This is a genomic window from Tunturibacter gelidoferens (assembly GCF_040358255.1).
Lineage (GTDB): Bacteria > Acidobacteriota > Terriglobia > Terriglobales > Acidobacteriaceae > Edaphobacter > Edaphobacter gelidiferens.
This window is the reverse complement of the sequence record NZ_CP132938.1, coordinates 647988-660885: the sequence shown is the minus strand read 5'-3', so window position 1 is coordinate 660885 and position 12898 is coordinate 647988. Positions and strand designations below refer to the sequence as shown.

The following is a 12898-nucleotide window of genomic DNA, read 5'->3' as shown; positions in this document are numbered from 1 at the left end:
GGTGCACTTTGGTTGTGAATGTGCCTGACAAATCCTGCAGCCTGATGTTGCGATCCCCGCATCGAAGAGAGGTCGCACGGTCCCTCGTCATCTCCGTCACGACAGAGAAGAGGATCAAAAATGAACTCACCTTCCGCAGTAGAAAACTTTACTAAAGCGGCGGTCGTGGAGACCAGGCTCTCTGGCTACGACCTGCTACTCCATCCAGGATTAAACAAGGGGACAGCGTTTACAGAGGAGGAGCGAGATACCTTCGCGCTCCATGGATTGCTGCCGCCGCATCTGGGGACGTTGGAGGATCAGCTGGAACGTCGCATGAAGGCTTTCGACAATCAGACGAGCAGCTTTGAAAGATACAACTTCATGCGGGACCTGCAGGACTCGAATGAGACCCTGTTCTATGCCCTGATCACCCGGAACGTCGAGAAGTTTCTGCCGATTGTGTATACGCCGACGGTGGGCGAAGGCTGTCAACGCTTCAGTGAGACCTGGCTTAAGCCGCGCGGCCTCTTCATCAGTTATCCCAACAAGGACCGTATCAACCAGATGCTTGCCGACTCTCGTTATGACAAGGTGCGATGCATCGTCGTGAGTGACGGCGAACGGATTCTCGGTCTCGGCGATCAGGGAGCCGGAGGAATGGGGATACCGATCGGAAAGATGGCTCTGTATACAGCCCTGGCCGGAGTTCATCCGGAACACTGCCTGCCTGTGCTTCTCGATGTAGGAACGGACAATGAGGAACGTCTCAAGGATCCGATCTACATCGGTTGGCGCAACAAGCGGGTGCGAGGGCAGGAATATGACGACTTCGTCGAAGCGTTTGTCTCGGCGGTGAAGAGCCGGTGGCCGCATATTCTTCTGCAATGGGAAGACTTTGCCGGTTCGAACGCCAGCCGCCTACTCGAACGGTATCGCGACCAGCTTTGCACGTTTAATGACGATATTCAGGGAACAGCGGCGGTGGCAACTGCCACTGTTTTAGGGGCGGTTACGGCGACTGGCATACCGATGAAAGAACAGAGGATCGGCTTCCTCGGCTTTGGCTCCGCGGGAATTGGGATTGCCAATCTGCTTCTCGCCGCCATGAAAGAGAGCGGGTTGAGCGACGAGGAAGCTCATAAGCAGTTTTATGCGGTCGACCGCTACGGACTGATCCTCGAAGGACAGACAGGCCTTCGGCCTGACCAGGCGCGCTATGCGAAGAAGAAGTCCGATCTGAAGGAATGGACGCTTTCCAATCCGGAGCAGGTTTCGCTCGAGGATGTAGTCCAGAACGCGAAGCTGACGGTCCTGATCGGAGTCTCCAGCCAGGCGGGCGCATTTACTGAGAAGATTGTGCGCGAGATGGCGAAGCACACAGATCGTCCGGCTATCTTTCCCTTGTCGAACCCCACCTCCAAGAGCGAAGCTGCTCCCGCGGACCTTATGAGATGGACGAATGGCCGCGCCCTAGTCGGCACGGGTAGTCCATTTCCGCCAGCGGAGATCAACGGTAAGAGTGTGGAGTTTGCACAGACGAACAACTCCTATATCTTCCCGGGTCTTGCCCTCGGGATTCTTACTTCACGGGCGAAGCGGGTTTCGGATTCGATGATTATGGCTGCCGCAAAGGCTCTCGCAGCACTTTCTCCGACGCAGAAGAACAAGGAAGCATCTCTGTTACCGCCTATCGCCGATTCTCGGGCGGTTGGCCTGAAGGTCGCGGAAGCGGTTGGGAAGCAGGCGATCGCAGAAGGCCTCGCAGGGGTACCCGATGAGAAGTCTTTTGAGACGGAGCTCCGCGAATATGTCTGGGAGCCGGTCTACGTACCGTATGTTCGGTTGGGCGACTAATGCCGTTCGCCACCCTGCCAAGCGCTAGTGCTGGGAGGGGCTGGTGGTCTCGACTTCAATTGCAGAAGAAGTGAGGTGATCTATGGCTACGCAAGAGTTGTATGAGTTGAAGAAGATTCCCATCGGCGTCGGCGCTTCGGGAAAGAGGAAAGAAACAGACTCAATGGGCGAAGTGGAGGTTCCGGCAGACCACTACTGGGGCGCTCAAACCGAACGCTCGCTGATTCACTTTGCCATCGGGGACGACCACATGCCGAAGCAGGTGTATCACGCTTACGGTTATGTGAAAAAGGCGGCCGCATTGGTGAATGCCGCTGCAGGACGCCTCGACCGGTGGCAGGCTGATGCAATTTCGGCCGTTGCGGACGAGGTGATCGCCGGAAAATTGGATACTGAGTTCCCCCTTTTTGTTTGGCAGACCGGGTCAGGAACACAGTCGAACATGAACGTTAACGAAGTAATCTCAAACCGGGCGATTCAGTTGCTCGGCGGAGTGCTGGGGAGTAAGGCGCCGATACACCCGAATGATCATGTCAATATGGCGCAGTCGTCGAATGATACTTTCCCCACGGCGATGCATATTGCGAGCGCTCTCGAGGTCAAGAAGTATCTATTACCCAGAGTGGCAGCCTTGGCTTCGGCGATCGAGGACAAGGCAAAGCAGTGGCATGATGTCGTGAAGATTGGCCGTACGCATCTGGAAGATGCTGTGCCTCTTACGGTTGGCCAGGAGTGGTCGGGCTATGCGGTTCAACTTCGCGATGCGATGGCTTTGATCGACAGGTCTCTGGAGGGGATCTATCAACTGGCTGCCGGTGGTACCGCGGTTGGTACCGGGCTGAATGCTCCACCTCGCTTTGGGGAGGACATCGCTACGAAGATAGCGGAGCTGACGGGGATGCCGTTCGTCACCGCGCCGAACAAGTTTGCCGCGCAAGGTTCGCTCGATGCGATGGTGAACGCGCATGCGGCGTTACGCTCTCTTGCTGTTGCTCTGATGAAGATTGCAAACGATATGCGGTGGCTGGCTTCCGGTCCGCGCTGTGGTCTCGGCGAACTGGTGCTGCCGGCGAATGAGCCTGGCTCTTCGATCATGCCCGGTAAGGTAAATCCGACGCAGTGCGAGGCAATGGTGATGATCTGCATTCAGGTTATCGGAGATGATTCGGCCGTAGCGTTCGCCGGCTCGCAGGGCAACTTCGAGTTGAATGCGATGCGACCGATCATCATCAACAACTTTCTCCATTCGGCGCGGATTCTAGCCGATGGATGCGAGAAGTTTCGGATATTCTCGGTTGAGGGGACCATGCTGAATGAAAAGCGCATCGCCCAGTTTGTCCAGAATTCCCTGATGCTGGTGACTGCGCTTAGTCCCGTGATCGGCTACGACAAGGCTTCGAAGATTGCCCACAAGGCGCTCGATGAAGAGACGACCTTGAGGCAGGCGGCGCTGGCGACCGGATGGATCGACGAAAAAACCTTTGATCAGGTGATTGATCCGAAGAAGATGGTCTTTCCCAATGGCTGATGTATCGTAGTTTGTTTTCGAACCGATGCCTGTCCGAGGTACGGTTCGATAACCGTCAGAATATTTCTGTGTCCGTGTGAATCTTTATAGACGTTGAATCCATCCATTAATACGGTCGTACATGTTGGGATCGAATAAGCGATCGACATCGACAAGGTAAAAGGAGAGATTTATGGCGACGCAGACTTATTCGAAGCTTTTTGAACTAGTAAAGCTTGGCGCGATCGAACTGGGCCACAGGGTAGTAATGGCGCCGCTGACCAGGCTTCGTTCTGAAACACCAGGTGATATTCCTGGTGACCTGATGCTTGAGTACTATACGCAGCGCGCGTCAAACGGCGGGTTGATTATCTCGGAGGCCACGACGGTCTCGGTTACGGCCCGCGGATATCTCGGGGCTCCTGGAATTTATTCGGAGGCACAAGTGGCAGGGTGGCGCCGCATTACGGACGCGGTCCATGCCAAGGGCGGAAAGATCGTTGTTCAACTCTGGCATGTGGGACGAACCAGTCATGTGGACTTGACCGGCGGGGCTATCCCCGTTGGACCGTCCGAGGGTGTTCCGTACGAAGGAGTATCTTTCACCAAGAACGGCTGGGTAGCTGTGACGCCAAATCGAGCCTTGAAGGTCGAGGAGATCCCAGCGTTGTTGGAGGATTATCGTAGAGCCGCTCTGAACGCGAAGGCTGCTGGGTTCGATGGAGTTGAACTCCACGGTGGCAACGGCTATCTGTTGGACCAGTTCCTGCAAAACGGCAGCAACCGGAGAACAGATGAATACGGCGGCTCCGCAGAAAATCGGGCGCGCTTGCTCTTTCAGGTGCTGGAGACGGTTCTCGCAGTATGGGATAAGAGCCAGGTCGGAATCAGACTCTCGCCCAGCACGCAGTTCAACGGCATGTCAGACTCTAATCCAGCTTTGATCTTCGATTACGTGGCGGAACAAGCAAACAAGTACTCCATCGCCTATCTTCACGTCATCGAGCCTCGCATCAACGGGAGTGCTGAGATCGGTGAGGGACTTCCGCCAGTGGCTGCGGGGCAGTTTCGAAAGCACTTCAAAGGACAGATTCTGGCGGCGGGCGGTTTCGATGGAGACAGCGCGGAAGCGATTCTCGAAGAAGGCGATGCGGACCTGGTTGTGTTTGGCCGATTCTTCATCGCCAATCCAGATCTTCCCGAACGACTGAAGCAGGGAGTACCGCTGAATCCTTATGACCGGGACACATTTTACGGTGGGGATGCTCGTGGGTACATCGACTATCCGTTTTATGAAACGGCAGTGGCCTGAGCGGCACGTAGCTTCAAGACAGCCACCCGTTGAACAGGGACCAGCCTCACGATCGAGGCTGGCAACCCTATCGATTACGCAGCAGCTTTTGATCTTCAGCGTTGATCTTCGCGGCTAGTTTGGCGTGATCGGTTACAGTCTGATCGCCATACGCTTCGGCCCATTCCGCATAGGACTCACGCAATACACCGGATCGGCCGCAATAGCCAGCGATGATCGCCGGTTCGCTGGTTCGTGCATGAGCTCGGGCCAAAAGAGCCCCACATGCCCAGCAATAAAAATTGAAGGCATCTCCACTCATCCACTCGATGGGAACAGAAGCTTTCAGATTTTTCATTTGTCTGACGTAGTAAGGCCGCTTTTCAATCTCAGTCCATCCCAACATTACATCGCTCGCTGCCTGAAGCGTTCGTTGTCCGACGACAACGCGCTGACCCTCATGGATGAACTCTGCTTTTCTCGACGGAAGGTAGGCCGCATGCGCGGGTGATAAAGCTTCCTTGATTTGGAGAAAGAGCGGATCGTCATCGTTCTTGCCCATCAGTAACGCGAGATACGTCCTGGTGCCAACTGATCCCACTCCCACTACCCGGTGAGCGACATCCGCAACACTGTAACGAGAGAGCATGTGCCGGCGCTCACGGGAGAGCGTGAGGGAGTAATCCTCCAGTGCTGTGATGATCTTGTTTCTCAAAGCAGCGCTAACGTGGGTCAGGATAGGAGGATCTTCGCGGAAGTGCCACTGACCATTGGCATTCTTATCTGCAACTTTTGTAAGCAGAGTACGGTTGTCCGAGTGGAGTGCTTTGTCGATAACTTTCCGCATGACTGCAAGCGCCTTTTGGGGAACTTTGCGCAGAATATTCGCCTTTCCCGGAGTTGCATGCAGGTACCAAATGTCCAGAGTTCCCATTGGCTCCAGTCTCTCCATATTCTCCTGATATCCTTCAACGGCCAGCATCACCGCTACTCGCCGCTCGTTCCTCGTCAGACCATTTTCGCGGCCAGCCACATTGACGCTGGCCGTCAGCCGCTTAAGGTCCCACTCCCAGGGGCCGATTACGGTTTCATCGAAGTCGTTGATATCGAAGACGAGTTCTCGTTGAGGAGTTCCATAAAATCCGAAGTTGCTCAGATGTGCATCGCCAGCAAGCACTACGTTGCAGCCGATGGTGGGAGTCGTGGACAGGTCATACGCCATTACGGCTGCTGCACCTCGCAGAAAGGCAAAGGGAGAGGCCGACATTCGTTGCATGCGAAGAGGGACCAGATTCTGCTGACGGTCAACGTTACTTTTAGCAAGGATCGAAAGGACGTCGCCGCGTTTGGCTGAGGGCTTCCATTGTCCATGTATTTCACGCGGAACGTGTTCTCGCATTTCGGTTCCTTGCTTGTGGAGAGCTTCGATCGTTGGCTGCGGCTTACGGAGGTTGACGCGCTCCGTCGTGACCTTTTTCTTTGCGTGGTGAACCGGCATATTGATTCCTGCTCCCAAGGTTTTTTTCAGAGAGAAATATAGCGGAGTTCAAGCATAAGGGATTCGTTCACCTCACGCTCAGCTTTAACCTTCCAAGCGACGCATTACGGTGCGAAGTTTCCACTTGCGGTTTTGCTACCGAATAAACGAAAGTCCTAACCTGGATGAGGTGCTGATGAGATTCAGATAGCTTTGCGGTCCGTCCGTAGCGTACTGCTCTCGTTTGCAGGATATGGCGTCCTCTTCCCGGGACCCTTTCCGAAAGGGCCGGCCGCAGGGAGCTGATGGGCCTTCGCTGTGCTGCGATACACTAAACAGGCGTCTGTCTCGTGCCTAATGACAATCTTCCTAATGCGAAATGTGTTTCTCGGAATTGCAGCGATCCCCTTCATCTACTACGCTCTCGCGATCTTCAGTTCGCTCCGGTTTTTTGGGGCGACACGAGCTAAAGTAGACAGGAAGGGCGCGTTTTTACCGCCAGTCAGCAACCTGAAGCCAGTGCGGGGGCTTGATCCAGAGGCCTATGAGAATTTCGCCAGCTTCTGCCGGCAAGACTATCCGAACTACGAAGTGTTGTTCTGTATCGGCGACACTACCGACCCTGCTTACCCGGTGTTGCAGCGGATCGTCAGCGACTTCCCGGACTGTCAAATACGCATTGTGATTGGGTCGGGTCGAAATGCGACCAACGACAAAGTGGCCAAGCTGACACGACTAGTGGAGGAAGCGTCACATGAATACCTTGTGATTAGCGACAGCGATGTGCGGGTTGCGCCGGACTACCTACGCAAGGTTGTTGCGCCATTGGAAGATCCTAAGACAGGGGCGGTTACGTGCTTTTATGTCCCCATCAAAGAATCGACCTGGGTGCAGCGTCTGCAGGATATTGGGATGCTTTCAGACTTCTACCCCGGAATTCTTGTGGCAAAGCAATTGGATGGAGTGAAGTTTGCACTAGGTCCGACGATTGCGACAACCCGCACACGGCTTGAGGCGTTTGGCGGCTATGCCTCAATCGAGAACCGTCCGGCGGATGATCTGCTGGTCGGGCGATTGATCGCTGAGCAAGGCCACGAAGTAGAGCTGCTCCCTTACACCATCTCCACGGTCGCGGACTATCAGTCACTCAATGAACTGTTTCACAAGCGCCTGCGGTGGATCACGGTCATGCGTCACATGCGCCCGTGGGGACATCTTGGCCTGATCTTCACGCTGGGGCTGCCCTGGGCGATCCTGGCAGTGGCACTTCTTCCGACGATTATGGTGGCCGCAATTTATCTGGGTGGATATCTCGTGGTCCGCGCCGTTTTGACCGTGCTGGTAGGGTCCTGGGGACTCAAGCAGCCGGGTATCTGGAAAAAACTGGCGCTGATTCCGCTGTGGGACGGAATGGCCAGCCTGATATGGTTGACGAGTTTCACGCGCAGGACGATTCGGTGGCGAGGACAGAATTACCTGATGCGTGATGGAGAACTTGTCCTGCCTCTTGAGGTGTGAGCTCAGAATGCGGAGTGGGCGCGTGCTTAGATGGCATTCTTTACCAGCAGCGGCTGTTTGCTCATTTCGCTTCCGATGCGCCGCTGGTTTTGCGTGCTCCGCCAATTGACTTGAGGCGCGAACAACGACGGGTCGATCCGATCGCGATAACGCAGTGCGATATTGATCAGCGAATCGACAAGCGAATCTGAGAGTGTGTGCGGCTGTAGCCCGAGATCGGCCAACTTGGAATGCTTCGCGTTGTAATAGTGCGATTCGGCTTCGACACGAGGGTCGGGAAGATGATCAATTTCCACCTTGAGACCCATCTGTCCGGCGACTGCCTGGACGGTCTCCGCCAGGTCGAGGACCGAGAACTGCTCGGTGAATTGGTTGAAGACACGGAATTCACCTGAGTTGGCGGGGTTCAGGCAAGCTAGCTCTACGCAGCGGACCGTATCGCGAAGGTCGAGAAATCCGCGTGTCTGGCCGCCTTTTCCGTATACCGTGAGTGGATAGCCAATCGCCGCCTGGGCGCAGAAGCGGTTCAGAACGGTTCCAAATACCTCGTCGTAATCAAAACGGTTGATCAAAGCCTCGTCCATCGATACTTCATCGGTGACGGTACCGTATACAACTCCCTGATTGAGGTCGGTCGCGCGCAGGCCCCAAGCCTTGCAGGTGAACATGATGTTGTGGCTGTCATGTACTTTTGAGAGGTGATAGAAGGAGCCGGGTTGTTTGGGGAAGGGGAGGGTATCTTTTCGGCCGTTGTGCTCGATGGTGAGGAATCCTTCTTCGATATCAATATTCGGCGTGCCGTATTCACCCATCGTGCCCAACTTGACGATATGACAGTCCGGTTGCAACTCACGGATGGCGAAGAGCAGGTTTAGAGTCCCAACCACATTATTTGTCTGGGTATAAACCGCGTGCTTGCGATCGATCATTGAGTAGGGCGCGGACCTCTGCTCCGCAAAGTGGACGACTGTGTCGGGCTGAAAGGTCTTGATGGTAGAGGAGAGGAAATCATAGTCCGCGACATCGCCAACGAAGAGTTCGATTGGGATGCCTGTCAATTGATACCAGACCGCTAATCTCTCAGACAAAGGACGGATCGGCGTTAGGGTCTGAGCTCCGAGCTCGAAGTCCCATTGCCGGCGGATAAAGTTGTCGACGATCGCAACGGAATGCCCCTTGTTTGCAAGATATAGGGCAGTTGCCCAACCACAATAACCATCACCACCGAGAACAGCAATCCGCATTTTTTCTCCTAATTTATGGGCTTCTACCAGTATACCGACGTAAGATTGAAAGCTTTGGTTTCAGAAACTTTGTATATTTCCGATCACAGCGACCATTGAGCAATGAAGGCACAAGTCGAAGTGTGCCTATGGGGCGTTAGGAAGCACTGAAGACGAAACGGGATGATTGGTGATCAAAACTTTACCCCCGCTCTCTTCAAGTAAATTCAGTTGATCTTTGCCTACTAACGACTCTAGATGATCGACGCCTGTGTCTTTGGCGAAGATGTAGTACCTTTCGGGTCTTTGCCAGAGGTCCCGGAATTGGTTGTCGTCCAGAAAAACGCTAGGGGCATTTGGAGCGTAGGAACCGTAGACGAGATTATTGAATCTGCCATTGAGGAGCAAGGCAGTCCTATCCGTATAAAAGAACACGGACGAGAACCAATAGTAGTGATGGTCGACGATTAAATTTCCCTCGGGGGACTGCAGTAGCTTATTGACCAGAGGGCGGGAAGAGAGATAGGGGTCGAAATCGATCATCGCCAGGCGGGCAGCGTGAAAGAAGACCACCATCATTATGGCCACGGTCACGTATACTTTTTTGCCTGCGGTTTGGAGTGTGCCGATGGCTCCAATTAGAAATGAAGCCGCAGCCAAGGCAAGCGGTATCCTCAGGTAGGCAAATGACTTAAGAGTCAAATCCTCCATGTGTCCGAGCGACAGCGTGTACGCCTCCGGGTTGGAACTGAGAGCCTGTGAGATATCCCCAGGAGTAGGGACGTGGTGTACTGCAACCAGGATGGCGATCGCAGCCAGCGCCGCGATCGAGCAGATCACGGTCAGGAATCGCGTTCCATGCCGGACAATTCTCCCGTTAAAAGCGATGCCAGAACCGATCAGAAGCGCTAATGCCGGATAGCACGGCATAGAGTAGTACTCCTGCGTCGTGGAGAAGGTGAAAAACACGAGGACGAAGCCCGTCCAGCAGAGGGCGAGGAGTCTGGTTCTTCCCGCTCGATCAACGGGGCGGTATGAGAGCTTTAGCGCTGCGGGCAGGTATACGCTCCACGGGAAGAGCCAAACCAGGTTGAGCAGCCAGAAATAAAGGCGCGGCACCGTGTTGTAGTCACGCGGGGAACGAAGATTGAGGAATCGGAGGAGTTGCTCATTGATAAAGAAGAACCAGAAAAAGCCGTGATACTCTCCCGGAACACTCTTCATCGTGAAACTGAAATAGGGTGGATTCCGGAGCGTAGCAAGGATATGCCATGGTGCAGCAATCAACAGGATGATGGCCAGGCCACTGAGCGGCCGAAGTCGTTTCCACATCCGAGCGGAGAAGAGTTGACGGGTGCACAATAAATAGATGATGGCCGCAGCGGCCGGGAAGACAATTGCAATAAGGCTTTTCAAAAGCAAACCGACGCCCAGGCTTGCGGCAAGGATTGCTGCCCATGCTCGTGGATTCGGCTCCTCCTCATCGAGAACTCGAAGAAACGCCCACATGGCCAAGACGATGGTTAGAGTGAGCACTACATCCGGCACGAGGATGCGTGTGAAGAGAAAGAGTCCGATGCAGGTGGACATGCAGAGGCCAGCATAGAACCCTGCGCGGCGTCCGAAGGCCCAGACTCCGAATGCAGCAGTTGTGACGCAAAGAGCAATCGCAGAGAGTGCAATCGGAATACGTGCGGCCCAGTCATGGACGCCGAATACTTTATAAGCGACTGCGATCATCCAGTAGATGAGGGGAGGTTTTTCGAGATAGGCCACTCCATCCAGGCGCGCTGTGACCCAGTCGCCGGAGCTGATCATATTGTGAGCAATCTGCGCCTGCACTGCATCGACGTCGTCCATCAGTGATGGAGGAGAGAGAATGCAACCGAGATAAACGGCCGCTGCGAAAAGTACGACGAGCCAGAAAAGCTGGCTCCGATTTACAGCCCTGCTGCGATCACCTGTCTCTTGGAGGCCAGAGACGGTTTTGACTGGATTTTCCATCGTTTCATCCACATGAATAACATGATCAGCCCCCACAAGTGATAGCCGATGTTTATCCTTCTGTTCAAGTGTTGCTCGGTGTAGTTACGGATTGCTTCAAAGTTAAACAGCTCCGAGTGCTCCGATTCCGCCGATGCCAGCGTCTCCATTAACATCGCGCGGAGAGGTCCTCGAAACCATTCGTGTGCCGGAATATCGAAGCCTATCTTCGGACGCTGAAGGATGGGTGTGGGCAGCTTCGATCTCATCACTTCTTTGAGGAGATACTTCTGGTTTGTACCACGGATCTTGAGGTCAACTGGCAAGGTAGCTGCAAACTCGACGATGCGGTGGTCGAGGAACGGAGGCCGAACCTCAACGGAATGTGCCATGCTCACGCGATCCGACTTAACCAGGATGTCGTCCGGAAGATAGTACTGCTGGTCGAACTCAAGGAATGGAGAGATCCCGTCCCCGGGAAGGCTGGCTCCCAAACGAGCGAGGACATCCCGAAGGGCACCGGGTAGCGGAACGCGCAGGAGGGTAGCCTTTTCTGCATCGGAGAAGGTCCCGTTCCAATACACATGGGCTCGCTCTGGCGGCATGAGACTACCTTGAAGGAGGCGTTTCAACTTGTATTCGATGCTGATTTTTTCCTTCGAGGCAGGCCAAAAACGTAAGGCGCGAAGAGCTAGATCGATTGCCGAGGGAGGGATATTTTTCAGCTGGCGGGCGATACGGTTTGCGCGATAAGTAAGGTAACCACTGAAGATCTCATCGGCTCCTTCTCCGCTGAAGGCCACCGTGCATTGTGTCTTGCATAGTTTCGAAAGAAACCAGACTGGCAATGCCCCGGAATCCGCGCTGGGTTCATCGGAGTAGTAAGTAATGTCTTCGATGGCCCCCTCTAAGTCCTCCTCCGGGCACAGATCCAGCTGCTGGTGATCGGTTCCGTAATGCTCGACCACTTGGCGGATATATTGCGACTCGTCGAAGCTTTGGCCGTTGAATGTAATTGAAAAGGTCCGAAGTTGTGAGCTGGACGCCTGCGCGGCGTAGTGAAGGACGGTTGAGGAATCCACTCCTCCACTAAGCCACACACCAAGAGGAACGTCGGACATGAGATGCTCACGAACCGACTGATTCAAGAGGAAATCGAGCTCTGTTTTTGCGTCTTCGAACGAGATCGGTTTGGGGATGATCTCCGGGATGCGCCAGTATGCGTGTTTGTTCGTTCGGCCGTCCCGCCATTCGAGCCAGTGGCCGGGCGGGAGCTTCTCAATCCCATCGACCAGAGTCCATGGACACGGGACATAGTTCATGGACAGATAACAATCCAGTCCCTCAAGGCTTAGCTGGCGCTCGATTTCGGGATGGACGAGAATTCCCTTGAGCTCGGAAGCAAAGAAGATGTCCTCGCCCCGCTCGGCGATATAAAGCGGCTTGATCCCCAGGCGGTCGCGCGCGAGAACTAGACGCTGCTCGGAGTTGCTCCAGATGGCAACCGCGAACATGCCACGCAATCGCTCAAAACAATTGGTATCCCACTCGAGAAACGCCTGAAGAACAGTTTCCGTATCACAATGGGTTTGGAAGCGGCGGCCGAGAGATTCGAGTTCGCGGCGTACTTCGAGGTGATTATAAATTTCACCATTGAAGACGATTACTGAATCGCGGTCTTCGGAGAAGATAGGCTGATCGCCGGAAGCCAGGTCAACAATCTTGAGGCGGGTTGCACCGAGGGAGCAGGCTCTCGATCGAAACACTCCCTGCTGATCCGGGCCGCGATGAAAGAGGGTACTCGTGGCACTCTGTATGCGCTCTTGATCAGGGCGCCAGTCTTTCGTTGTGAATCCAACAATGCCGCACAAGTGTCTATGCCTCTTCCATGCACGCTGGTGTTGAAGTCCAGACATGCTGAACGGATTGACGTTTGGACCAGTGGCCGTATAGTTTGTGCCGAGAACCCATAACCACCATCATGCTACCATCACATTCTGCCAAGCCCATTCAACTAAAAGCACACACGTCCCACTTTGTGGATTAACGCAACTGCAGCGAAG

At 54.5% G+C, this 12898-nt stretch carries 8 protein-coding genes; 4 read left to right on the top strand and 4 right to left on the bottom strand.

Annotated features, from left to right (window positions below):
• Positions 1–120 precede the first annotated feature (120 nt).
• The 3 genes from RBB81_RS03260 (at position 121) to RBB81_RS03250 (ending at position 4655) form a co-directional block, all read left to right on the top strand.
• Entirely contained in the window at positions 121–1836 is a 1716-nt protein-coding gene (locus tag RBB81_RS03260) for an NAD-dependent malic enzyme (protein ID WP_353072703.1), read from the top strand.
• Positions 1837–1918: 82 nt separating this feature from the next.
• The gene (gene fumC / locus RBB81_RS03255) at positions 1919–3364 is read left to right on the top strand and encodes a class II fumarate hydratase (protein WP_353072702.1); all 1446 of its coding nucleotides are present in this window, start codon (positions 1919–1921) and stop codon (positions 3362–3364) included.
• Positions 3365–3536: 172 nt separating this feature from the next.
• Positions 3537–4655 carry an alkene reductase gene (locus RBB81_RS03250; protein WP_353072701.1) on the top strand — a complete coding sequence of 373 codons (1119 nt, stop codon included), beginning with the start codon at positions 3537–3539 and terminating at the stop codon, positions 4653–4655.
• A gap of 67 nt (positions 4656–4722) precedes the next feature.
• On the opposite strand, the gene RBB81_RS03245 is transcribed toward RBB81_RS03250, so the two are convergent.
• Positions 4723–6132: a DUF2252 domain-containing protein gene (locus RBB81_RS03245; RefSeq protein WP_353072700.1), complete on the bottom strand. Its 1410-nt coding sequence runs from the start codon at positions 6130–6132 to the stop codon at positions 4723–4725.
• A gap of 351 nt (positions 6133–6483) precedes the next feature.
• Here RBB81_RS03245 and RBB81_RS03240 point away from each other — a divergent pair, with 351 nt between their 5' ends.
• On the top strand, positions 6484–7629 hold the full coding sequence (locus tag RBB81_RS03240) for a glycosyltransferase (RefSeq protein ID WP_353072699.1): 1146 nt from the start codon (positions 6484–6486) through the stop codon (positions 7627–7629).
• 26 nt (positions 7630–7655) lie between these two features.
• Here the strand turns inward: RBB81_RS03240 and RBB81_RS03235 are convergent, their stop codons facing one another.
• From RBB81_RS03235 to asnB, 3 genes are all read right to left on the bottom strand, one after another.
• Complete coding sequence (locus RBB81_RS03235; protein WP_179586775.1) at positions 7656–8873, bottom strand: NAD-dependent epimerase/dehydratase family protein; 1218 nt, start codon at positions 8871–8873, stop codon at positions 7656–7658.
• A 126-nt stretch (positions 8874–8999) separates the two neighbouring features.
• Positions 9000–10856 (bottom strand): ArnT family glycosyltransferase, encoded by a 1857-nt coding sequence (locus tag RBB81_RS03230; RefSeq protein WP_246373749.1) that lies wholly within the window; start codon positions 10854–10856, stop codon positions 9000–9002.
• The gene (asnB, locus tag RBB81_RS03225) at positions 10793–12751 is read right to left on the bottom strand and encodes an asparagine synthase (glutamine-hydrolyzing) (RefSeq protein ID WP_353072698.1); all 1959 of its coding nucleotides are present in this window, start codon (positions 12749–12751) and stop codon (positions 10793–10795) included. The genes RBB81_RS03230 and asnB overlap by 64 nt, the downstream gene beginning before the upstream one ends.
• Positions 12752–12898 lie beyond the last annotated feature (147 nt).

Excerpts from the sequence above, each read along its gene's own strand:
- RBB81_RS03260 (WP_353072703.1), top strand. The coding sequence starts at position 121 with ATGAACTCACCTTCCGCAGTAGAAAACTTTACTAAAGCGGCGGTCGTG.
- fumC (WP_353072702.1), top strand. The coding sequence starts at position 1,919 with ATGGCTACGCAAGAGTTGTATGAGTTGAAGAAGATTCCCATCGGCGTC.
- RBB81_RS03250 (WP_353072701.1), top strand. The coding sequence starts at position 3,537 with ATGGCGACGCAGACTTATTCGAAGCTTTTTGAACTAGTAAAGCTTGGC.
- RBB81_RS03245 (WP_353072700.1), bottom strand. The coding sequence starts at position 6,132 with ATGCCGGTTCACCACGCAAAGAAAAAGGTCACGACGGAGCGCGTCAAC.
- RBB81_RS03240 (WP_353072699.1), top strand. The coding sequence starts at position 6,484 with ATGCGAAATGTGTTTCTCGGAATTGCAGCGATCCCCTTCATCTACTAC.
- RBB81_RS03235 (WP_179586775.1), bottom strand. The coding sequence starts at position 8,873 with ATGCGGATTGCTGTTCTCGGTGGTGATGGTTATTGTGGTTGGGCAACT.
- RBB81_RS03230 (WP_246373749.1), bottom strand. The coding sequence starts at position 10,856 with ATGGAAAATCCAGTCAAAACCGTCTCTGGCCTCCAAGAGACAGGTGAT.
- asnB (WP_353072698.1), bottom strand. The coding sequence starts at position 12,751 with ATGTCTGGACTTCAACACCAGCGTGCATGGAAGAGGCATAGACACTTG.